The sequence below is a fragment of the Microbulbifer mixtoriginis (SeqCode) genome (genome assembly GCF_052467515.1).
On record NZ_CP174314.1, the window covers coordinates 4,724,013 to 4,746,781 of the forward strand.

The 22,769-nt window shown below is 51.1% G+C and carries 21 protein-coding genes; 11 read left to right on the plus strand and 10 right to left on the minus strand.

From position 1 onward, the window contains the following. The first annotated feature begins 141 nt into the window (after positions 1-141). The 6 genes from ACJJIT_RS20440 to ACJJIT_RS20465 all read left to right on the plus strand — a co-directional run bounded on the left by ACJJIT_RS20440 (position 142) and on the right by ACJJIT_RS20465 (position 7,141). Positions 142-1,383: an efflux RND transporter periplasmic adaptor subunit gene (locus ACJJIT_RS20440; protein WP_444899514.1), complete on the plus strand. Its 1,242-nt coding sequence runs from the start codon at positions 142-144 to the stop codon at positions 1,381-1,383. Beyond that, a complete protein-coding gene (locus ACJJIT_RS20445; RefSeq protein WP_444899515.1) occupies positions 1,383-4,514 on the plus strand; it encodes an efflux RND transporter permease subunit in 3,132 nt (1,043 codons plus the stop codon). The genes ACJJIT_RS20440 and ACJJIT_RS20445 overlap by 1 nt, the downstream gene beginning before the upstream one ends. A 135-nt stretch (positions 4,515-4,649) precedes the next feature. Further along, positions 4,650-5,396 (plus strand): 16S rRNA (uracil(1498)-N(3))-methyltransferase, encoded by a 747-nt coding sequence (locus tag ACJJIT_RS20450; protein ID WP_444899516.1) that lies wholly within the window; start codon positions 4,650-4,652, stop codon positions 5,394-5,396. A 50-nt stretch (positions 5,397-5,446) separates the two neighbouring features. After that, positions 5,447-5,812 (plus strand): hypothetical protein, encoded by a 366-nt coding sequence (locus ACJJIT_RS20455; RefSeq protein WP_252083806.1) that lies wholly within the window; start codon positions 5,447-5,449, stop codon positions 5,810-5,812. Between the two features lie 14 nt (positions 5,813-5,826). Continuing rightward, positions 5,827-6,474 carry an HAD family hydrolase gene (locus ACJJIT_RS20460; protein ID WP_444899517.1) on the plus strand — a complete coding sequence of 216 codons (648 nt, stop codon included), beginning with the start codon at positions 5,827-5,829 and terminating at the stop codon, positions 6,472-6,474. A 73-nt stretch (positions 6,475-6,547) separates the two neighbouring features. Next, on the plus strand, positions 6,548-7,141 hold the full coding sequence (locus tag ACJJIT_RS20465) for an OmpA family protein (protein WP_444883153.1): 594 nt from the start codon (positions 6,548-6,550) through the stop codon (positions 7,139-7,141). 74 nt (positions 7,142-7,215) lie between these two features. On the opposite strand, the gene ACJJIT_RS20470 is transcribed toward ACJJIT_RS20465, so the two are convergent. Next, positions 7,216-8,919 (minus strand): phytoene desaturase family protein, encoded by a 1,704-nt coding sequence (locus tag ACJJIT_RS20470; protein WP_444899518.1) that lies wholly within the window; start codon positions 8,917-8,919, stop codon positions 7,216-7,218. Positions 8,920-9,073: 154 nt separating this feature from the next. Here ACJJIT_RS20470 and ACJJIT_RS20475 point away from each other — a divergent pair, with 154 nt between their 5' ends. Together ACJJIT_RS20475 and map are read left to right on the plus strand one after the other, a co-directional pair. Continuing rightward, on the plus strand, positions 9,074-9,280 hold the full coding sequence (locus tag ACJJIT_RS20475) for a ParD-like family protein (RefSeq protein ID WP_152455728.1): 207 nt from the start codon (positions 9,074-9,076) through the stop codon (positions 9,278-9,280). Next, entirely contained in the window at positions 9,273-10,049 is a 777-nt protein-coding gene (gene map, locus ACJJIT_RS20480) for a type I methionyl aminopeptidase (RefSeq protein WP_444899519.1), read from the plus strand. The genes ACJJIT_RS20475 and map overlap by 8 nt, the downstream gene beginning before the upstream one ends. An 80-nt stretch (positions 10,050-10,129) precedes the next feature. Here map and ACJJIT_RS20485 read toward each other — a convergent pair whose 3' ends face one another. The 5 genes from ACJJIT_RS20485 to ACJJIT_RS20505 all read right to left on the minus strand — a co-directional run bounded on the left by ACJJIT_RS20485 (position 10,130) and on the right by ACJJIT_RS20505 (position 15,819). Continuing rightward, entirely contained in the window at positions 10,130-11,632 is a 1,503-nt protein-coding gene (locus ACJJIT_RS20485) for a tetratricopeptide repeat protein (RefSeq protein WP_444899520.1), read from the minus strand. Positions 11,633-11,728: 96 nt separating this feature from the next. After that, entirely contained in the window at positions 11,729-12,451 is a 723-nt protein-coding gene (locus tag ACJJIT_RS20490; RefSeq protein WP_444887534.1) for a DUF6058 family natural product biosynthesis protein, read from the minus strand. 227 nt (positions 12,452-12,678) lie between these two features. Continuing rightward, complete coding sequence (locus ACJJIT_RS20495) at positions 12,679-13,497, minus strand: prolyl hydroxylase family protein (RefSeq protein ID WP_444887533.1); 819 nt, start codon at positions 13,495-13,497, stop codon at positions 12,679-12,681. A 39-nt stretch (positions 13,498-13,536) separates the two neighbouring features. Then, complete coding sequence (locus ACJJIT_RS20500; protein WP_444887532.1) at positions 13,537-14,865, minus strand: aldehyde dehydrogenase family protein; 1,329 nt, start codon at positions 14,863-14,865, stop codon at positions 13,537-13,539. A 27-nt stretch (positions 14,866-14,892) separates the two neighbouring features. Continuing rightward, positions 14,893-15,819 carry a CmcJ/NvfI family oxidoreductase gene (locus tag ACJJIT_RS20505; protein WP_444899521.1) on the minus strand — a complete coding sequence of 309 codons (927 nt, stop codon included), beginning with the start codon at positions 15,817-15,819 and terminating at the stop codon, positions 14,893-14,895. Between the two features lie 16 nt (positions 15,820-15,835). On the opposite strand from ACJJIT_RS20505, the gene ACJJIT_RS20510 reads away from it, so the two are divergent. Together ACJJIT_RS20510 and ACJJIT_RS20515 are read left to right on the plus strand one after the other, a co-directional pair. Further along, complete coding sequence (locus ACJJIT_RS20510) at positions 15,836-16,852, plus strand: LysR family transcriptional regulator (RefSeq protein ID WP_444887530.1); 1,017 nt, start codon at positions 15,836-15,838, stop codon at positions 16,850-16,852. A gap of 289 nt (positions 16,853-17,141) precedes the next feature. After that, positions 17,142-18,479: a dicarboxylate/amino acid:cation symporter gene (locus tag ACJJIT_RS20515; protein ID WP_444887529.1), complete on the plus strand. Its 1,338-nt coding sequence runs from the start codon at positions 17,142-17,144 to the stop codon at positions 18,477-18,479. 30 nt (positions 18,480-18,509) lie between these two features. Here ACJJIT_RS20515 and ACJJIT_RS20520 read toward each other — a convergent pair whose 3' ends face one another. From ACJJIT_RS20520 to ACJJIT_RS20535, 4 genes are all read right to left on the minus strand, one after another. After that, positions 18,510-18,944, minus strand: a complete 435-nt coding sequence (locus ACJJIT_RS20520; RefSeq protein ID WP_444887528.1) for a DUF1810 domain-containing protein — start codon at positions 18,942-18,944, stop codon at positions 18,510-18,512. A 265-nt stretch (positions 18,945-19,209) separates the two neighbouring features. Then, complete coding sequence (locus tag ACJJIT_RS20525) at positions 19,210-19,998, minus strand: YwqG family protein (RefSeq protein WP_444887527.1); 789 nt, start codon at positions 19,996-19,998, stop codon at positions 19,210-19,212. A gap of 227 nt (positions 19,999-20,225) precedes the next feature. Continuing rightward, positions 20,226-20,657, minus strand: a complete 432-nt coding sequence (locus ACJJIT_RS20530) for an acyl-CoA thioesterase (RefSeq protein ID WP_444899522.1) — start codon at positions 20,655-20,657, stop codon at positions 20,226-20,228. Positions 20,658-21,312: 655 nt separating this feature from the next. Continuing rightward, on the minus strand, positions 21,313-21,828 hold the full coding sequence (locus tag ACJJIT_RS20535; RefSeq protein ID WP_444899523.1) for a hypothetical protein: 516 nt from the start codon (positions 21,826-21,828) through the stop codon (positions 21,313-21,315). 60 nt (positions 21,829-21,888) lie between these two features. On the opposite strand from ACJJIT_RS20535, the gene ACJJIT_RS20540 reads away from it, so the two are divergent. Further along, positions 21,889-22,374: a hypothetical protein gene (locus ACJJIT_RS20540; RefSeq protein ID WP_444899524.1), complete on the plus strand. Its 486-nt coding sequence runs from the start codon at positions 21,889-21,891 to the stop codon at positions 22,372-22,374. Positions 22,375-22,769 lie beyond the last annotated feature (395 nt).

Here is a 22,769-nt window from a genome sequence, read left to right on the forward strand (position 1 = left end):
GAAGGTTTGCGATAAAGCACAAACTCCTGCGGCGACCTGCATCCGAATCGACTCTTATCTGCGTCGAACTCCAGTAGAATGCGCGCTAATTAAAATTTGACCAGTATCGGTCACAGAATGGGGTAGAGGGTGCCTGTGAAAGTGTCGAGCAAGAACAAGCTTTTATTTACCGTTTTGGCTATCGGGGCGGCCGCCATTACTGCGGTGGTGCTATTGAAGCCGAAGCCGGAAGAAAAACCACCGGAGGTGGTGGTACCGCCGGTGGCGGATGTCCTGTATGCGGAGCCGGGGCGCCAGACTTTGTTGGTACCGAGCCAGGGCACCGTGCATGCTCGCCATGAAATTGAGGTGGTGGCCCGTGTCGGCGGTGTGATTGAAGATGTGGGCGAGGCCTTTGTGCCCGGCGGCTTCTTTGCCGAGGGGGAATCATTGCTGCAGCTCGAGCAAGCCGACTACATCCATAAAGTGACACGTGCCGAATCACAGCTGGCCGATGCCAAGTCCGCCCTGGCTCAAGAGCAGGGTCGCGCCAAGCAGGCCAAGCGCGAGTGGCGCAATCTGGGCAGCGAAGCTGCCAACGCCCTGTTTCTGCGCAAGCCACACCTTGAAGCCGCCGAGGCCGCAGTGGCCGCAGCGCGAGCGGATCGCGACCAAGCCAAACTCGATCTGGCGCGCACCGCAGTGATAACGCCGTTTGCCGGGCGCGTAGTGGAGACTTATGTCGATCTGGGCCAGTACATCACCCCCGGCACGCCTCTGGCAAAAATCCACAGCACCGGCATCGCCGAAGTGCGCCTGCCTCTGACCGATCAACAGCTGGCACTGCTCGATCTGCCTCTGGGTAAATCCTTCGAACATGGCCCCGAAGTACGCCTGCGGGCGATGGTAGCTGGGCTTGAGCGCGAGTGGCGTGCCCAGCTGGTGCGCACCGAGGCCAGCATCGATACCAATAGCCGCTTTATTTATGCCGTGGCTCAGGTGCAGAACCCTTATGAGGGTGCTGTTCCCCTGATGAATGGCCTGTTTGTGGAGGCCGATATTGCCGGTCGCACTCTGGATGGCATAGTGGTTTTGCCGCGCCAGGCTTTGCACGAGGGCGACCACCTGCTGGTGTTGGATGAAGAGAGCAAGCTGGTGTTCAAAACTGTGGAGCTGCTGCAAAGTATCGGCGACCAGGTGTGGTTGCGCGGTGATATCGCCGTTGGTGATCGCGTCGTGGTGTCCAGCCTGGGCTACTCCCGCGAGGGTATGGCACTTACCGCTAATCCTCTCAACGAGAAGCCTGCCGGTCTAATCGATAGCGTTAAGAGCGATGCCGAAGCCGATTCAAGTACTTCCGGTGAGACCGCAGCCACGAATAGCGCTGCCCACGGAGGCCACTGATGAACGGCATTATTTCCTGGTTTGCGCGCAACAGTAAGGCCGCCAACCTGTTGATGATTATGATCATCATCGGCGGCTTCTTCGGAATCAGTGGGATTGATCGCGAGGTCTTTCCAGCGATTCAGCCCGGTATTGTCGAGGTGGAAATATCCTACCCCGGTGCCGGCCCGGCGGAGGTCGAGCAGCAGGTAACCGTGCGTGTAGAGGAGGCTATCTCTGAGGTGAAGGGCATCAAGGAGGTGAACTCCGCCTCTCGCCGCAGCCACGCCTCTATCGAAGTTCAAGCAGTGGATGGCTACGATGAGCTGCGTCTGCTCAACGATATCAAGGTGCAGGTGGATAGTATTAACACCTTCCCCGAGGGTATCGAGCGCCCGGTGATTCGCCTGCAGGAGTGGGATACCCAGCTGATGATGATCGCCATTGGCGGTCCGGTTTCCGAGCGTCAGCTCAAGGAGACCGCGCTGGACCTGCGCGACAAACTCACCCTGATTCCCGGTGTGCGCCGTGTGGATATCTGGGGCGAACGCCCGGATGAGCTGTCCATCGAGGTTTCCGAGCTGGACCTGCGCCGCTATAACCTGAGCTTCAATGACGTAGCCAATGCGGTGCGCCGCTCCTCCCTCGATCTGCCCGCGGGTATGGTGCGTTCGGATCGCGGTGATATCCAGGTGCAGACCCGTGGTCAGGCCTACACCGCCGAGGACTTCGAGCGTATTCCGGTAGTCAGCCGTGCAGATGGCTCTGTACTGCTGCTGCGCGATGTGGCCACCGTGCGCGATGGCTTCGAGGAATACAACAACGTCATTCTCTTTAACGGCAATCCGGCTATGAACCTGCGTGTGGTTCAGGGCGAGCCGCTGGATGTGGTGGCCACCGCCGAGCGTATCAAGGCGTTTATGGCGGAGGCGCGCACCCAGTTGCCGCCGGGTATGGAGTTCGATGTCTGGTTCGACTTCTCCAAAGCTTTTGAAGGCCGCATGAACCTGTTGACCACCAACGCCTTAAGCGGCTTCGCCATGGTCTTTATCATGTTGATGCTGTTCCTGCGCCCGGCGCTGGCGATGTGGGTAACGGTGGGCATTATTGTGGCCTTCCTCGGTGCTTTCTGGTTGCTGCCGATTACCGGGGTCAGCCTGAATATGCTGTCGCTGTTCGCCTTCCTGCTGATTCTCGGGATTGTGGTGGACGATGCGATTATTGTGGGGGAAGCGGTGCATGCGGCCCACGATCGCGGTGTTACCGGTCTGGCCGCTGCGGAAGAGGGTGTGAAGCAGGTCTCCGCGCCGGTGATCTTCGCCGTGACCTCCACCATGGTGTTCTTTATCCCCATGCTGTTCCTGCCCGGTTATACCGCGCAGATGATGTTGGCACTGCCGGTGGTGGTGCTCTTGTGTCTGGTGTTCTCCCTGGTGGAGTCTCTGCTGATTCTGCCGGCGCACCTGGTGGGCATGAAACCAGAGCAACCCGCCAAATCCGCCCTGGGTATCAAGTTGCAGAAGCTGCGTGGCCGCTTCGCCGGGGCCATGAAGACCGCCGGTGACAAGTACTACTTGCCGCTGCTCAAGAAGTCCCTTGGCAACAGCCGCACCACGGTGATGGTCTTCTTCATGGCGCTGGTACTTTCCATCAGTGTCTTTACCAGTGGTTATGTGGGTTCTTCCTTCTCGCCACAGGTACCGTCGGATCTGTTGGAATTGCGTGCCAGCATGGCCGATGGTGAGCCTTTCCATGAGGCCGAGCGCGTGATGAATCAGGTGCTGGAGGCCGCAGATAAGCTCGCTACCGATGAGGAGATGCTGAAGCTCAACGACGGCGAGCCCTTCGTAATGAACTCCATGGTGTTCAACTGGCGCGGCAACATCTTTGTGATCTTGCAGCTCACCGACGGAGAGATGCGTGATGTGACTTCCAAAACCCTGTCGTTGCGCTGGCGCGAGCTGATCGGTGAAATGCCGGCCAGTGTTGAAGACCTGAATATTGATGCCACCATCAACGATGGAGGCAACGGTATGAGCCTGAACCTGAGTACTGCTTCCGGGGACATGGACGAATTGCGCGCTGCCGCCGATGCGGTGAAGAAGAAGATGAACAGCTATGCCGGTGTTTACGATGTGCGTGACAATCTCACCAGTGCGCGTCGCGATATCGAAATTCAGCTGAAGCCCCACGCCACCACCATGGGTATCAACCTGGCGGATGTGGCCAGGCAGGTGCGCCAGGGTTTCTATGGTGAAGAGGTACAGCGTATTCCCCGCGGTCGCGAGGACGTTAGGGTGATGGTGCGCTACCCGCAGGAAGAGCGCGCCAGCGAAGAGCAGATGGACCGCGTGCGTATTCGTACGGCGGAGGGAGAAGTGCCCTTCTCTGCGGTGGCCGATGCGGTCTATGTGCCCGGTTACACCACCATCCGCCGCAACAACCGCGAGCGCACCGTACGCGTGTTTGCCGAGTTGACGCCGAATACCTCCACTGCGCAGGAAATTCTCAAGGATATGCGCGAGACTCTGGTGCCTGAGCTGGAGCGCCAGTTCCCCGGTTTCTCCCTGAGAACTGCCGGTGAAATGCAGGAGGAGGAAGAGTTCAACGGTGCGATCCTGGCGTTCTTCGTGCTGTCTCTGTTCGCCATTTACGCCCTGCTGGCCATTGCTTTCCGCTCTTACTCGCAGCCGCTGTTGATCCTCACCGCAGTACCGTTCGGCTTCTTCGGTGCGGTAGTAGGCCACTTGTTGATGGGCCACGATATCAGCATCATGTCCATGCTCGGCTTCCTCGCCGCAGCGGGGGTTGTGGTGAACGATAACCTGGTATTGATGGACCGCATCAACCAGCTGCGCGCCCAGGGTTGGGCGGTGATGGATGCGGTGGTACAGGCGGGTCGCGATCGTTTCCGCCCGATTATCCTCACCTCTATCACTACCTTTATCGGGTTGGTACCGATCATGTTCGAGCGCTCTATTCAGGCGCAGTTCCTGATTCCCATGGTAATCAGCCTCGCCTTTGGCGTCCTGTTTGCCACCGCGGTAACCCTGGTACTGGTGCCGAACCTGTACAAGGTGATCGAAGTGCTGCGCCCGAAAGGCAAGCGCCAGGAGCAAACTGACACTCCGGTGTCTCTGGAAACTGCCTGATCGCGATTTTCACGCCGGGCAATGGTGGGGGTTTTCCGCCATTGCCTGGTCTGTGCATTAGTGCCTAAACTACCCGCCTGCAAAATGCCGACATCTCTGTCGGCTTTTTTATAGTGCTTTACAGGATCTTTACCCATGCGCATTCCGCGTATCTTCTCCCAGCAGGCCCTGGCCGGTGTTTCGCAAATCGAGTTGGATGAGGGCGCTTCCCGGCACCTGGTAAAAGTCCTGCGCCTCGGCGCCGGCCACCCTATTACTCTTTTCGACGGTTTGGGCGGCGAGTACAGCGCGGAATTGCTGGCAACGGGTAAGCGTGTACAAGTGGGTGTTGGTGCGTTTCGCGAAGATAATCGCCAGTCGCCTCTGGCGTTAACCCTGGCAATTGGCATTTCCCGCGGTGACCGATTCGACTGGGTGATACAGAAGGCTACCGAGCTGGGGGTGGCGGCCATCCAGCCGCTGTTCAGCGAGCGCTGCGAAGTCAAACTATCCGGCGAGCGCCTGCAAAAAAAACTCGGCCACTGGCGCCAGATTGCCATCAGCGCCTGTGAGCAGTGTGAGCGCAATCTGTTGCCGGAAATTGCCGAACCGGTAAAACTACCGCACTATCTGCAGACCTCAGCACAACAGGGTGCACCGCAAACCAAGCTGGTATTACACCACCGCACCGAGCTGGATCTGCGCCGCTGGGAAGCGGACAATGGCAAGCCGGATTCGGCCCTGTTGATGGTGGGGCCAGAGGGTGGATTGTCCCAGGCGGAGATTGATCTGGCCTTGGGCCAAGGCTTTATGCCACTGCGCTTGGGACCGAGGGTTATGCGCACCGAAACCGCGCCTATCGCCGCACTGTCTGTATTACAGTTCCAATGGGGTGATCTGTAGGAGCCGACGCAAGCCAAAATTGGATAGGATGAAAACCAGGAAGGGAAACTATGATTCGAGTGATTGTAGGGTTATTGGGTATCGCGATTGTCTTGTTGTCGCTGGCGGTTATTGCCAAGCCCAAGTTGGCGCAAACCATCAGTGAGCGACTCAGCGAAACGGGCTATTTCTTTTCCGCCTGGCTGCGCATCTTTATCGGTCTCTTCCTGTTGTTGATCGCTGACACGCGCCACTGGTATATCCTCTTCAACGCCCTGGGCGTATTGGTGCTGCTGAGTGGCGCCTATATGCTGCAAATGGGTTTTGAGCGCGGCAAGGCGCTGGCCATCAAGATCTCCCAGGGCAATGAAAACTTCTTGCGTATCAGCGGCATACTCGGTGTGGTTATCGGTATTATGCTGCTTTCCGCGCGCTGATTTTACGGAGCCCCATGTCTTCCACAGATTTAATTATTTTTGATTGCGACGGTGTGTTGGTGGATAGCGAGAGTATCGTTTGCCGCATCCTCGCTGAAGAAATGAATAAGTTGGGTATGGCCACCACTGCGGAGGAGCTGGATGAGCAATTCAGCGGCCGGCCCGCCAGGGACTGCCTACTGGAAATCGAGAAGCGTTTCGGCGGCCCCCTGCCAGACAATTATTTTGGCAATACCGAGCGCCGTATTCGCGAAGCATTCCACGCCGAGTTGGAACCCGTAGTCGGTATTGAGGGCTTGCTCGATCACTTACAGCAGATCGGCATGCGCAGTTGCGTGGCCTCATCGGGCTCTCACCAGAAAATGCATCTCACCCTAAATAAAACCGGTCTCTACGACTACTTCGACGGCAGGATCTACAGTGCTGAGGATGTTTCCCGCGGTAAACCCTGGCCGGAGCTGTTCCTGCATGCGGCCACCAGTATGGGGGTGGAGCCGGGGCGTTGTCTGGTCGTGGAGGATTCTAACGCTGGCGTGGAAGCTGCGGTAGCCGCTGGCATGCGGGTAGTCGGTTACAGTACCCATAAGCAGAGAGCGCCACAGCTGGAGCAGCGCGGTGCCAGGGTAGTTAGCGATATGATGTCGGTGTTGAATTTCCTCTAACGGCTAGATATCTCCTGCCGCCGGCAGCTTGTTCTACACTGAATTTGACGTCTGCAAACCGGAAGTTTTGTCTATGGCGGGCAAGCCTTTATTCGTCTGCTATCTCGCCCTGCTGGTGCTATTACTTGCCGGCTGCCCCACCCCCGATCCCAATAGAAAATATGCCCTTGAGCCTCAGTCTGCGGTGCAGTCCGGAGACAGTGAGAAAGAGGCGCGGCAGGCGGCTCCCTTTGCCGATGATTTGGTGCGCTTTTTACGCGGAAATTCCCGTAAAGATGGGGATACTTTTAGATTGCGCCTGGAGTTTGACCCCGGTGGCTTTGCCCCGCGTATGGATAGCATCGCCGATCTGGAGGCGCTATTGGTGATCATGCGCGATTTCCCCGAGATGCGTATTACGATTGAGGGGCACACGGATAATGACGGTGACCCAAAGAAAAACCTGCACCTCTCTCAGTGGCGCGCAGACTGGGTACGCAATTTTTTGATAGAGCGCGGTATCGATGGCGACCGCATGCGTGCACAGGGCTATGGCGATACAGATCCTATCGCTGATAACGAGAGCAAGGCTGGGCAAAGGGAAAATCGACGCCTGGTTATCCGCGTCTTGAACTTCGATCGAATGCCGAGCAGATTGCCGCGATTAAATACATCTCCGAGCCCATAAATTTAATAAAAACCCGGCATTGATCGCCGGGTTTTTATTATTGCAGTTGCCGAATGAGCGTTATTGCCGACAAATCAGGTGGATGCTTTGCCTAGCGCCTCACCGTTATTTGCCGGTGTTTGAAAAGGCTGCCCACTAATAACCTGGCGCATCAACTTCGCCCCCTGGCGCAAACCGAGAATACTTTGAGCGGTTAATACTCCCGAGATCATTGCCCCGGCGACACCGCAACTCATCACATCCTGGCCGGTGAGATAGAGTCCATTGAGTCGAGTCTTGGGTCTCAGCCAACGCTGTTCAAAACGTTTGGGATCGTGGTCGAGGCCATAAATTTCACCGCGTGGATAGAAGCAGAAATAATCTGTCGACAGCGGTGTGGATAACTCGTAGTAATCGATTTGCCCGCGCAGATGGGGGAAATGCTTGTAAAGGTGCTCCAATAAGCGCTGGCTGAAGGCCTCTTTCAGGGCTTCATAGTCATCACCGCGCTTGCCCCAGGGTTTGTCATGCCACTGGGCGAACCAATCGTAATTGGCTGGTGCAACGATTTCGATAGTGGCGCGCCCAGGATAGCGCTGGGTAAAGGTGGGGTCCTTGGCCGAGGGGAAAGAGATATAGGCTAGCGGAATATCTTTGTCGCTATCCTGCAGGAAGGCCTGCATATCCTCCTCGTAGTTCTCACTGGTATAGAGCCAGTAATTGGTTTTCGGTAGTTGTAGTTCTTCGGCGGTCTTTTCCAGGCCGATATACAGGCACAGGTGAGACATAGATGGAGTGACGGTTTTTAGGTCGCGCAGGTAACCGAGGCGCTCACTGGCACTCTGGGGCAGTAATTTTTCGAAAGTATTGAATACCCCCGCTCCGGAAATCACCACGGGCGCCTCGATTTCGGTGCCATCACTCATGCGTAGGCCGCGAACCTTATTGCCATCTAACAGAATGGTTTCCACCTTGGCATAGGTAAATACATCGCCGCCACTGGCCTGAATTTGCGGAATAATGGTCTCGGAAATCTTGCTGGCACCGCCCACGGGGTAGTAACCCCCATACAAATAATGTTTGGCAATCAGGGCGTGAATAATAAAACTGCTCTGTGCCGGCGCCATGCCGTTGTCGCCCCACTGACCAGTGAGTACGGAGATCAGTTTCTCGTTGTTGGTGATTTCAGCCAACACTTCGCGGGTGGTTTTGTTCAGCCAGGAGGGGTCGCGCAGTTTACGCCAAAGCCGCAGGAGTGGGCCGCACCAGCCGGGAAACAGCTTCTCCATCGCAATGCGTTGCATGGATTTGGCCACCTCGTTGAGGCGGCCCAGATAGCGCTCGATGTTTTCCCGCTCGTCGGGAAAATGTTTAACCAGTTCATCGATAAATGTTTGGCGACCGGCGCGCAGATCAAACTGCTCTTCGCCGATACAAATGCGATCGTAGGTGGCGTCCATCGGCGCCCAATGCAACTTACCCCCGCTGATAAAGTCGAAAATCCGGCCTGTCATGGTCGGGTGCTCGCCCACATCGCCAATGTAGTGCACGCCGACATCCCACTCGTAGCCATTGCGGTCATAGGCATGGGTATAGCCGCCGGCGGTGTAGTGCTGTTCCAGGACCAGTACCTTCTTACCGGTGGCACTCAGCATAGCCGCAGTAGTCAGGCCGCCGATTCCAGAGCCGATTACCAGGGCATCGTAGGGGCCGTTCAAGCGACTGGCACGGTAACGCTGGCCAATACGCAGGCGGCTGGGCTTGGGGGCACTGCGTTTCTTCTCGGTGGTTTCGGACATGGTGGCCTCATCACTATTGTTTTTATCTCTCAACCATATCGTTCAAATATTGACTATGCAACAAGTTGCATATTTTTGATCTTGCTGGTCGGCTTGTACTTTTAATGAAAAGAAATATACACTTTGTATATGAATAGTATGTGCGGTGTATAAAATGGGTATCGTTAAAATCTCGGATGAATTACATGATGAAATTCGTAAAGCGAGTACAACATTGGCGCGTTCTATTAACGCCCAGGCCGAGTATTGGATAAAGATCGGCATGTTGGCCGAGCTGAATCCAGAGCTCAGTTACAGCCAGTTGTGCAAGAAACTACTGCGCACCGAATCATTTACTCTGGAAGAGCTCACTCGTGAATAACATAAAAATAAAGACCGCCAGGGAACAGGCGTTGATGCGTAACTCCGGTGAATTATTGAGCCGGGTGTTCGCCATGCTCGATGGTATTGTGAAGCCGGGTATTACTACCATGGAAATTAACGACCGGGTGGAAACGTTTATTACCCGGGAGTTGCAGGCGCGCCCGGCCAGCAAAGGGCAATACGACTATCCCTACTCTCTCAATACTTCGATTAATGAGGTGGTTTGCCACGGCATGCCACGTGAGGGGCAGGTGTTGCGCGATGGCGATATCGTCAACGTGGATATAACCCTGGAAAAGTCCGGTTATATCGCCGATTCCAGCAAGATGTATATGATCGGTAATGTGACTCCCATTGCCAAAAAACTGGTGCAGTGTTGCTACGATGCCATGTGGGCCGGTATTCACACCGTAAAACCCGGCGCGACTTTTGGTGATGTGGGCCATACGATTCAACAGTATGTTGAAAAGCGCGGGTTCAGTGTGGTGCGTGAATACTGTGGCCATGGTATTGGCCGTGAAATGCATGAAGAACCCCAGGTAATGCATTTTGGCCGAGCGGGCAGCGGAGCTGTTTTACGCGAGGGAATGACATTTACGATTGAGCCCATGATCAATCAGGGCAATCGCAAAACCAAACTCAAAAAAGACGGTTGGACCGTGGTGACCAAAGATGGCAGGCTCTCCGCGCAGTGGGAGCACACAGTGCTGGTTACGGTGGATGGATATGAAGTGCTGACTTTGCGGGAAGAGGAAAAGAAGAGTTAGAGGAGAGGCTAATTTCTTCGCTTTCATAGCACGTAGAGAGTAATTCTCTACGTGCTATGCGCTTGATCTAGTGCTCGGACTCAGGATACCTGTCCTGAACTCACTCCACTGTCAGTGGAGGTTTCCTTTGCTACCCAATCAAGCAATTTTTTAGCCCGTGATCGAACCTTGTGATTGTGGGACCAGGCCAGAGTTCTCTCCAGAAATGGTTTTGCAAGCTTTGGCTTTTTAAGTTTTGCGAGGTGAAAGCCAATAGCGCTATTTATTTCAATACTATTTGGATTCTTCTGATAGGCTGCCATCATGGTTTTCAGTGCGGCCACACTTTCGCCTTTGTACTGCTGAGCCATCCATTTGTACTGGTAAGCCGATAGGGAAGCCGGATTTAGCGCTATAGCCATATCTGCATAATGCACCGTTTTGGTATAGCTCCCCTCATCCCATTGCCGGGATTCAAGCGTATCATGTAAGCTATATAAATGGTAAACAGATAGATTCGTTGCCGCTGTATGGTTCAAATCTGATATTTCTGATACTTCCTGAAGTAAAGCCTGTGCCGCAGTCTCCTGCTGATTGTGCATTAATAGATTCGCTTTCAGAGCGATAACTCCTGGTAACTTGGCAGCATCTTTTTTTACTTTATTCAGATAGCTTAACGCCTGATCATATCTTTCAAGGTCAACCGCTCGCTTCGCCAATAATAGGGATTTTTCATTATGGTTCAGTTTGCGCTTTTCGATTTTAAAGACGTTTTTGGTTAGATTAACCTTGTAGCCCGACAGACGCCGTTCTTTTAGGTAGCGAGTTAATGCGATATCTAAATCTTCCTCTCGGATATCATAATGTTGTGTAAAGAGATCTAGTGGATCTCCTCCATTATTGATATCCGCTAGGTAATTTTTGGTTTTTTCATGATATGCATTTTTTCTGGCATCTTCGCTAAAAAATAAATAATGTAATAATAACCATGCACTGGCGTAATACTGGTTAGCATGTTTCCAACCTTTCCTGTTGTAGTTTGGTTGGAGAATTTCCCTGGCTTTCAAAGTGCCTTCTTCCAGAGAGTAAGCTCTCCACTCCGGAACGTTGCCGATGGTGATGGAATCCTTATCAATAGTCGCACTGGCTAATAATTCTGCGAAGCCCTCTGAATACCACCTGGGGTAACGCATGGAACCCCGTTCACGCATAAGATGGTGAACATATTCATGAAACATGATTGCTTGGCCGTTCAATATGCCACGTTTGTTTTCCTGAGAAAAAATTAAGGGGCCATCGATGGTATTGATGTAGAAGCCTGCGATACTTCTTTTTCCGGAGAATTTTTCAAATTCTCTAGACTTATTAAAGTGATAGACCCTAAGCCTAGAATTTTCAGGACGATCTTCCATGCCTGTTACCATAAGTGAGGCACTGCGAAATTTTTCCAGCTCGCGCAATAAGGCCTCAGCTTTTTTCGATGAAACATCGGAGTAGACGGTAAAGTTAGTGCTTTTATATTCCCGCCAATCTCTGGCGTAGGCTGATACCGTTAAGACGGATAGCAATAGAAAGGATATAAGGCAGTAAACTCTGCTTTTCATGGAATATCTCTAATAAAAGTGCGGAGAGGCTTGAGCCAATTAAAGGGGCGGGATTTTATAGAGGCATATACGTTTAGTACATGCCAAATCATATGGTCATTTGGTATAGGTGTTGTCCACCCTGCTTTTCTTGGCTTGTGGCGACAATATGTTTCTCAGTTTTTGACGTTGGCTTTTACAGTGTCTTTCTCTGAGATTAAATTGTTGACGAATATCATGAATCAGTATTTGCCTCGAACTCTTATGCCGCTCATGGGGTGCAAAAAGGCTGCTGGCGCTCTCTAGCAGGTCAACAGCCCTCTGTAATTTTTGTAGGCCTATTCTGCTGAGATTATCCTCTTTTGTTAATTCCTTGATCACTAGAGAGGCCAGCTCTTTACGTGCTATATCCTCGGGGAGCCCGCTTTTGGTGCATAGCCCATAAGTACCATCGATAAAGTGTTTCCATTCGTTTTCGATATGTGTGGTAAGCCCCTTGTTCATTTTTATGTCAGAACAGCTATGGCCAATAGACTTTAACTGATAGATTGTATCCGTGTATCTTGTTTTAAATAAATCAAAAATCTGTTTTGGATTATTTTGTAGCCGAAGGTCTTTTAACCAGGATACATAACCTTTGGCGTAGAACTCCTGGTTATGGGATTCATTATGGGTGCCGAAGAATGAATGGCATTGCAGGCCCAGTACCATCGTGTAGGAAGCTTTAGGCATAACAAGGGCATTCTGGTAGTTTGCAAACTCTTCTTGCCTTAAACCGCTTAGCGATAGAAGCTCCTCTTTGCTATAAAAGTGACTCTGTAAATATTCTATTAATTCCATAAGTACACACCCGAATGTGCCGTTGCGATCAGATTGGCAGTGCAGCTTGACATAAAACTTACGGCAACACTTCGATGGAGGGCGTAGTATATAAGTCGGGCTATAGATTATATGCAGAGACTTTAGGGAAGCTCTAAGTAGCGATTTATTGTTATTTAAGTTCGAGACGCTTCCCTGCGACTGAATGCTTTATTAAGATTTTTAAATAAAATTGTTAACCCTGTTAATCAATCCTGAAGAAATAATATATCTGTACGAATAATATATTTTATTCCACGAGTAATTGGCGTTGAGCTGTGGATCCTATGCAAGGCGTGCATACCATGGGGGAAACACAGTACGGATCCAGCGGGGGTTCTTACATCAATATCCATCATGGAGTGCCGGCTGGGCTGTTGGTAGGGGTTATCTGCATTGACACGAAAACGTGTGGCTCCGCCGTCAAAATCTTCACTGAGTAAAACTAGAAAAGTCATTTCGCTAAAACGGTCTGGAAAACCATTAGCGACCAACTTGCCATCTATGATTCGGCTGCCCGGCCAGGCTCCATCGGTGTGAAATTGAAAGTAATCACCTTCACCATAACGATAAAAGCGAAAACGCTGATTGAGTCCCACTGGCTCCCGCCCTTCAAAGTAGCCATTGGGGTCCTGCATAAAAGCGCTGCACCGCTGCCAGATTAGCCGTTCGGTAGTTTCATCTACTACCCAGGTAAGGCTGTCGTTATGGCGTACCTCCCTGGGCAAAGAAACGGCGGCATCTGGCAGATAACCGATATTTTCAGTGATATCGATGAGGCGCTGACATTCCTCACTGGAAAATACATTGAGTAATTGAAAAGCACCGGGCACCTCAGCAATCTCTCTGCGCTGAACCAAAGACGGGGCGCTATCTTTGAGTGAGGCTGGGTTTTCCAGTCGTGCGGCCCAGGTGGGCAGAGCAGGATGCTCCGCACCGGGTTCCCTGGCGATAATAAAGAAATCCTGCTCAAGGCTGCTGTTGGCCTCAGTTGATGGATTCATCGCAATGTCTGGAGAGCTTGGCATAATGACTTCGTCCAAAATATCTGCACTCGAGTTTTTTAATTAATGATTAATAAGGGTGAGCTGGGCAAATTGTCGGTGTCCCTCAGCCCCGCCGTGGTAGCCAAAGCCACTCTGTTTGGCACCTACCCATGGTGTTCCACCGGCACCCTGGTTAATACCAATCATGCCTGCCTGTAGTTGATTCGCGACTTCCTGAGCATCCGCTTTGCCAAATACCACGGCCCCCAAGCCGTATACAGAGTCGTTTGCTCTGTGAATCCCCTCTTCAATGGTGCTGAATCGGTCTATTGCGACTACCGGGCCAAAAGTTTCCTCGTCCTCAAGTTGCATACCCGGTTTGATTCCACTGATGACCGTTGGAGGAACAAAAGGAGGTTTGGGGGATTTTTCTCCCAGCAAAAGCGTTGCGCCCTTCTCTATGGCGTCATGAATATGCTGAACCACTTTTTGATGCTGACGGGGATTGACCAATGGACCTATATCGACATCCCCTTCTGGCCAACCACCGGTGCGATAATTTTTTGCAATGGCAACCACCGCTCGCTCAAACTGGTCCGCAATGCGCTCGTCCACATAAACACGCTCGGTTGAAGTACACATTTGCCCGGCATTTTCAAAACTGGAAGCCACGGCGAATTGTGCCGCGCGGTGAATATCGGCGCTGGCCAAAACCAACATGGGATCATTGCCGCCCAACTCCATGATCAGGCGTTTTAACTTGGGAGCAGCATTGGCCATGATGGCTTGGCCGGTAGCACGGGAGCCGGTGAAAGCGACCATATTGATGTCCGCTTTGACCAGGGCTTCTCCGGTTTTCCCATCCCCATGGGCAATCTGTAATACCCCGCTGGGCAGCGACTGGTTCAGGGTTTTTACCAGTAGGTCCGCAACCAGAGGGGTTTCTTCGGAGGGTTTTAAAACCACGCTGTTGCCGGCAATCAGTGCCGGTACGATCAGGTTATTGGCCATTGCCAGGGGATAATTCCAGGGGGAAATAACCGCGACCACGCCCAACGGACGATATTGAATTTCACTATTACCCTGGCGCTGGCTGCGCAGGGCCTCACCGGAATCTCCGGCCAACCAGGGGCCACTGTGGATGGCGCCGCTAGCCTCATAGCTGGCCCGCCGCGCATCTTTACCCATCTCACGGCTGATCAGTTTTGCCAATTTCGCCTGTATGGGTTCAAGCTTTTTATAGGCTTGTTGTACAAGCTGTACACGCTGCTGAATGGATTTTTTGCCCCACTCAACCTGTGCCTGCTTGGCCTGTTGCAGCAATTTTTTTAAATCGTCTTCATAACAAATAGCGACACTGCCGACAACTTCGTTATTTAAAGGATCTATTGAGTTCAGGGTTTTATTCATGGGGTTTTGATCGATATTTCAATTTATTTAATGTTTAAACAACGCGATAGTGCGAATTTCCAGGCTGGTACGCCGGGGGACATTTTCGCTTTCCGGTAAGTCGAAGGCGCTATGGGGGCTGCCGGTAATCACATCGCTGTGTTCGCTATCAAAAACCCGCAGTAGCAACCCTTCGCCGGGGCGCATATCACTAAACCAAATCCAGCGGTGTTGAGGATTGGCGCTGATGACAGAAATCTGCCCTTCCCGTTCTGGGTAAATCAGGCGCATTTTGTGGAAATCCGCTGCTTCCACGCTGCGCAGGTCCGCCATAGCCAGGGGGGACTCTTCAACCCGATGCAGCAGCGGCAGCCACAGGTTCACAAACTTAAATCGGGGATATTCGTCCGGATTTAAGCCGTATTCCGGTAGCGTCTGCTTGAGCTGGCGCTGGGCAGACCAGGGCGTGTAATCGTTGTGCGCGATTTTTACCGGGGCGCGGCGACTGCGGCTCTGCTCAGCGATGGCGTCTGCTTTAGTCTGAGCGCGCAGCGTGTGATCGAAGGTCACAACCTGGTCCGCCCCCAAATAAGCAGCCAGCCATCGCTCAATCGCCGGATACCACTGAGTACGGATCAAGGTGTCTTGGGATTCTGGCGAAAGCACTGTGCTATTGGCTGAAGGCTTGTTGCTATCCAGCGCTTTTAAAGTGTCATCCAGCTGGTGCAGGTCGATACCGAGGCTGGGCTCTACCAGCTCAAACCCCTGTTCGTCCAAACGGAAGGTCTCCCCCGCAGCCTGCAGTTGCCTGCCGTCATGAACTGTCACCAGGTGGGGGATTACCTGATCGATCAGGCTAGCGGGGCCGGGGCCTGTATGGCGTTGGTCGTAGACCAGCTCTGCGCTGGGGTCTGCGTAGTTGATACTTGCCCGCATTAAGCCCGGTGTCGATGATTGCAGAGTCGCGCCTGGCATAGTGGGTTCCTCACTCATGAAGGTCTATGTATCGGCAATGCTAGGCTGGAGCAGATACAATGAAAATCAAGTAACGATTGTGAGTGATACAGGTTTGACTAGGGGCAACAGAGACGATCGCCTGGACCGGCTTGAACTAAAGCAACTGCGGTTGCTGCAGGCAATTCTGCGGGAGTTAAATTTATCCCGGGTGGCCGACCAGCTCGGTGTGACTCAGCAGACTGTGAGTGAACAGCTCAAGCGATTGCGGGAGATCTTTGGCGATCGCTTATTTATTCGGACCAGCAATGGAGTGGTAGCCACTCCCCTGGCAGAACGGCTGGCACCGAGGATCGATAGAGTGTTAAACGAAATCGCCTCACTGTTGCGTGGGCACGAATTTCTGCCGGCCGAGTACACTGGTATTTTTACTATCAGTGCCACCGACTTTGAACAGCGAGTGGTATTGCCGGGTCTGCTGAAAAAACTGCGTGAACAGGCCCCGGGTCTCAAAGTGGTTGTGCTCAAGCTGGAAATCGACCGCATGGCGCAGCAGCTGCAAACCGGTGAGGTAGATTTGGTCTTCAGTACACCCGGTTTTGTGCCGGACAACTGCCCGACAATGCTGCTGTATCGAGAGCACTATGTTTGCGTGTGCTGCCGGCATGCAAAAATACCCGGCCAGTTAACAGGGGAGACCCTGGCATTGGCACAGTTGGCGGCGCTACCGCAATTGGTGGTGTCTCCCTCCCGCGGAGAACTGCGTGGCATGGCCGATACCTGGTTCGAGGAGTTTGGCCTGCAGCGCAATGTGGTGTTGTCGGTTCCCTCTTTTGCCGCTGCAGCCGAATGTATTGCCTCCACCAATACCGTGGCTTTTCTGCCGTCGCGCCTGTTGCCCGATGAACGCCTGAGTACCCTGCCGATTGCCGACCAGCCCCCCGGTTTCGATGTGATCGCCGCCTGGCACAGTCGCAGCGGGCAGGACCCGCTGCATAAATGGATTAGGGAGTTATTGGCGCAGCAATTTGCTCCAGCGACGGATCATCAGTAAAAACGTGCAAGAGTATTCTTTAGCGGCCTCGCTATTAGATAAAGCATTGGTGTTGAATGTGGGTAATCAGGCCGTAGTATTTTTAGAGTGGTGAACGATCTACCCCTTGCCCTTTTCCACTAGGGACTCACGGTGTCATCTTTCTGCAACCACTCTTACCAATCATTGCCTGGGATTGCGTGATCGCCCTCACTTGATCTGACTAAAGAGTTTTGCTCAAGAGTTGCAGGATACTGGTGGCTTTCCTTTTGGGTGCCGAGTTAATGAATTTGAATCTGGTAATTCTCGTATGAATTATGGTTCCAATGTTTACCTGTTCAGGATGGTGGAATCCCTGGGCCTGTTGATGCGCACCCGCCTGTGGATGCAAATCCTGTTGGCTATGGTGCTGGGGCTCGGTATTGGCCTGCTGCTGTCGCCGGAAGGGGCTGGGCTGGTCGATGAGAATCTCAGCGTAATATTGGCCAGCTGGTTCAAGCTGCCCGGTGCCCTATTCCTGAATATGATCCAAATGGTGGTGATTCCACTGGTGGTCTCCTCCATTATCCTCGGGCTCTGTGGCAGTGGAAATGTATCCCAGCTCAAGCGGGTTGGCTTGCGTATAGCGCCCTATTTTATTGCCACCACCACAGTAGCGGTGATTATCGGCATAGTCCTGGCCCAATTTATTCAACCGGGTAACTATATCGATGAGGCCCTGCTCACGGCAGCTACTGAATTACCCGGCAGCCCACCACCACAGATGCTGGAATCCAAGCCGCTACCGGAGCGAATTGCCGAACTGATTCCGGCCAACCTGAATCAGAGCATCGCCATGCGCAATATGCTGCAGCTGGTGGTTTACGCGATTTTTACCGGAGTGGCAGTGATGTTGCTGCCGCAAAAGCAGCGTGAAACTGCAGTCTATGCCTTCGGCATAGTGCAGGAAATCGCCTTGAAAATAGTCGGTTGGGCCATGCTGTTCGCGCCGCTGGCGGTATTCGGATTATTGGCAGATATCGCCATTCGCGTGGGTTTAACCGCAATCGTGGGGATGTCTGTCTATGTCGGTACGGTTATTCTGGGGCTACTAATCCTACTGCTGTTTTATCTGTTGATTGTCGCACTGGCCACGCCAATGCGGCCTCTGAGCTTTCTGCAGCGCATCAGTGGCGTACAGCTACTGGCCTTTTCCACCTCCAGCTCCGCGGCCGTAATGCCGCTTTCAATGCGCACTGCCGAGACTTCCCTGGGAGTGAAACCTTCTATAGCCAAATTTATTGTGCCTCTTGGCGCTACGGTGAATATGGACGGCACTGCCCTCTATCAGGTAATTGCGGCGATTTTTCTCACCCAGGTTTATGGCATTGACCTCAGCACGGCACAACTGGTGGGACTTACCGTAACTACTGTGGGCGCTTCAATCGGTTCCCCAAGTACACCGGGTGTGGGGATAGTGATTCTCGCCAGTATCCTGGCTGGGATAGGTGTCCCACCAGAGGGTATTGCACTGATTCTCGGTGTGGACCGCATACTCGATATGTGCAGGACCGCCGTTAACGTCACGGGCGATCTCACCGCCTGTCTGGTGATGGATAAACTACTGGGCAGCGACAGTCTGGAAGAACCTGAAACCCAAACTGCTTAAGTGTTTTTTCGGGAGGTTTGGGGCTAGAGGTTAATGGAAGCTTTGCAGGATCTCCAGGGTACGGGGGTCCTGTTTGCCCTCATAATATTTCTCTAAAACCTGCATAAATAGATTATCAGCGCCACCCGCAGCAAGGGCGAACAGGGTCATACTGGATCTGACCTTGATCGCATCAAGACTACCGAATATTTCCAGGGCGCTGAGATCTTGCAGGTGTAATAACTCCTGACAACACTCCCGCAATCGCGGTCCAAGTTGCGGGTGCTTCAGGTAAGCCTGCGCCTCCTCTAGACCTGTCATCCCATATCGTTGTGACGTAGCGCTGTGTCCCAGTCCCTTGAGCTGCGGAAAAATATACCAAATCCAGTGACTGCGTTTGCGCCCCTGCCGCAACTCCTGCAGGGCCTGTGCATAAGAGTCGTTTTGTGCCTGGCAGAACCGCTCCAGGTCAAAATAATCACTCATAAACATTTTTCCGTAAAAGGTCATTGATGTTTTACAGAAAGAAAAGCGTAGCATGAATGTTTATAGGCTAAATTATAGGGGCCATGTTCTGGCTGGAATAGTAAAGAGGTGGTACTTACCCTCTAAGCAGCTGCTTTTGAGCAGCGCTTATTGAAACCGTGGAATAACCACCCTGTAAATTACGTCTTGTGAGATAGTGAAATTTTTCAAGATGAATGAAATAGAAGGCGGAATTAACCGCCTTTTTATCGTGAGCGGCTTAGGTTCAGCTGCACTGCATAATCATCCAAGAATTATCAAAGTTACATTTCTTTGCGTCACTTTCCCTAACCCAGATATAAAGCATGCCACAATCTCCCCACATAACCTCAACATCATCGTCGGAATCAAACTGTAGTAGTAATTTCCAGTCATTTGGCTGGTCCCTTAGTTGTTTTGCTTTTTCTGAGGTAAAGCCTTCAGGTTCACCGCAATAGACGCCACCGCTAACCAGCTGACATTTCTCCTCCATTGTGTCATTCTGCACGGGCTTTGGGTAACCTCCCACTTGATGGTAAGGATCATCCCCATAATTATTCGCGATAAATTCATAATAATCGCAGTGATCTTCATCCGATATTTCTGTGTAAGAAATATCTAGACGATCTAAGTCGGGGTAGCTGGTGAACCGAGAAGACCTTAAATATTTGATTTCTGGAGCAATAGATTCGGGATCTATATTGATGGGTAACGGTTGTTCAAAGGGTTCTTCGCTACCATTTTCATAGATGACGGCCCATCCGTTCTTATCTTTTGGGGCAAAGCCCCAAGGGCACTCTTTAAGGTCATAAAAAAATAAAAGTCGCCCCTGTTTAGGTAGCCAATCAATACACTGGTCGGCATTAATTTCAGATAAATCCAGCTGGGCGATAAAGCTTAAAGGTTCATCATTATTTTCTGGCCACTTGACTTCCTGACAAACAATGGGAATTCCACCTAAAAAACTGTTTGTCTCAGTGGGGGAGCTTAGTAAGCGTAAGCATTTATGTCCAAGATTTTTAACATCTTCAATCATTACAACATCCCTTTAATTTCGTAACAGAGAGGTAAACTCTGTACTTCCAATCAGTGTTCTTAATTTACTATCAATTAACACTTGTGTATTGAAAGGAAAGAACACACTGACCCGAGATGTGTTGCGAAAAGATCTCTGCAGGTTTGCACTCGACATCCGTATCTGATTTTTCCAGAGAGTAGTCTATTCTTTCCTTCTTCCGTCTTAGTCGGTTGACGGAATCCAATTTAAGCGGTGGGCAATAAAGTCCGTATATCATCAGGCACTGGCATAGATTTTCCAGCCTGTTGGTCTACCCAAACAATCTTAGCTTCACCGGTGGTGTAGACTTTATCGGTGTTATCCGCATCTCTGATCTCGTAATAGCTATTAAAGCTACTACGCCCAGGAGTGCCGCCATACATACTAACAGTAATGTTGGCTGGAAATACCAAAGGTAAATGAAAATTGGCCGAAGCATTGAGTAGTACTGGGCCATCTCCTTGATTACTGCTTACCGCGCCGGAGCGTTTAATAGCCGCTAACCAGCTGCAGCTGCAGCGGCACTGCTCAAAGTAGGTGAAGTAGGTAGCGTTGTTGATATGCCCTAAGGCGTCCATATCACCCCAGCGTACAGCTAAGGTTTCCTGATGTAGAAGGTTACGGGGGGCTTCACTCATTGTCATTACACTTAAATCAAAACAGTAAAGCGGTTAATTGTAATGGGCCGTCGAGGCTGTGAGTAGGGTTATATTTTATATTCTTAAGTTAATGCAAGACTGCAAGAAAACATCAATATTACTTTTGTCTTTTCTGCTTACTTCTACGTTGCGGCGGTTGATTAGTAGTAAGTGCCAGCAAAAAATAGTTGACATCAAATAGTTACTTGCCGATCCGCTTCCGCAAACTGGAGCCGGGAAACCTATGGGAATGTTCGCAAGAAATCACTACGCCGTATTATTGAGGCCGCCGAAATACAGTCTCCCTGTGACAACGAACACCGCCAAGCGCGTTAGTATTCCATGGAATATCCAGGAGAGAATGTGAAGTCAAAGAAAGTGACTTCTTTTTCGCAGGCGTTTAATGGTCGTGTGGTAAATTATAAATGGCTCTTGTATGTAGTGGACATGTAATTTTTATAGTTTTGTATCTTTGTTATAGGGCTGAATGGTTTTTTAATTTCAGATTTACAATTTATGGCTGCTTTGAAAGTAGTAGCCTTTTAGGCAGGTGAGAGTTTTTAAATATTATTTTAGTGGGAGGTCTCACTTACATGATGCACAGGAGTTAATGTCCGGTGCATCATGATTGATTTTCTAAATTATTTTTGCTGCTTTATTCGGCTTCAACGGTAATTCGTAGTGTTCCAGAAAAGGGGGCCGATGCCTGATTGGGCTCCCACTGATTTTCGGGGATAATAATAACAAAAGTGGCGTTATCATCCGCGCAGTTGGACGCTTGAAGGACGTTGTTGGTGATGGCTTGTCCAGCTGGGGCCGGTTCAGGAAGTGCACCATCATTCTGGTAGACCACATCGTAACTAATTGAAGTCCCGTCAGATCCAATTAAGCTATATGTAGGGTCAGCACCATCATTTTCAAAGGTTATGCCATAAAGTGAAAAACCATTTCCGGCAACACAAAACCTGTCGTCGGCTATTGCGTCATTTCCCGGTGTGGGGTTTGAAATAGTAATTGGATCAACATTATCTATTGTGATAGTTGTATCAAATTGGAGGGTTATCAAACTGGTTGCACTATCTGTGGCTTGGGATAGCGCGGATGGAGTAAAGCCAATGGCTAATCCGGTAACTACTATGGGTGCCAGAAAATTTGCTGTAACAATTCTCATTGTGAACTCCCTTTCACATTAGATCACACAATATCTGTAAATCAATAACGACAAAACCAAATGAGAATGAGTGGTTTCTGTATTGAAATATTAGTCGTGAATTTTCTGTGGAATCTTGCTGGGCGGTTATCTAATTATTTTAGAGAGATAACTACTAGTTTTAGAGAGAGGTTTCTTATTTTTAGGTTGGGGCTTTGGCGGTTAAGTTGCCTTTGTAAATATTCTAGTGAAGCTTTTTTTGAGGTTTATGGGTCTTTAGGCCTGTTGTTAGGCGGCGGTTTCAATTTTTCGGCGCCGGAAAATTTAAATCTGATAGGCTCAAGTGACCCCAATCACTACGCAGACCGTTACCTAAAAGGGCAAATAGGGAATATTCACGAATCATTGGCCAAGGTCCGCCAAGCTATCAAAGTAAAAGACGGCGGCGAGGTCTGGCTAAGCAGTGAATTTTTAAATGTGCTGAAGGTATTAGAAGATTTAATCGGCGTAGTGTCGGCCCTGGCTGGCATACTCACTACACATGCACTTCGCAATGGAAAAACCTGACCAGGATGCAGCAATCAACGGCAACAAAAGCAGCGCGGATAGTTTGGGGTCTCAACTTAGGCCAATAAGGGCCTAAGTTATTTATTGTGTTAAAGGATGTTGTTTATGGAAAAGAATATAAGCAGATACGGCTTTTTTCTGAGAGAGTCCACCTTATGAATGGTAGAGCAAAGAGTTTCAGAGGTTCAGCACCTACAGAAGTAACGGCAATGGAGCTGGTGGAAGAGATTGCGAAGTCTAAGTAAGCAGATTTTTATTCTTGGTTACAGGATTTGAATATTGTGACAGGGAAGTTTACCGAATACTCGATTGAGTGGGGCGAGTTTCTCGTGGAACCTTGCCCAGATACTGAAGAACAGCACAAAAACTAACTTGCCCAAGCTGGTATTGGCGGC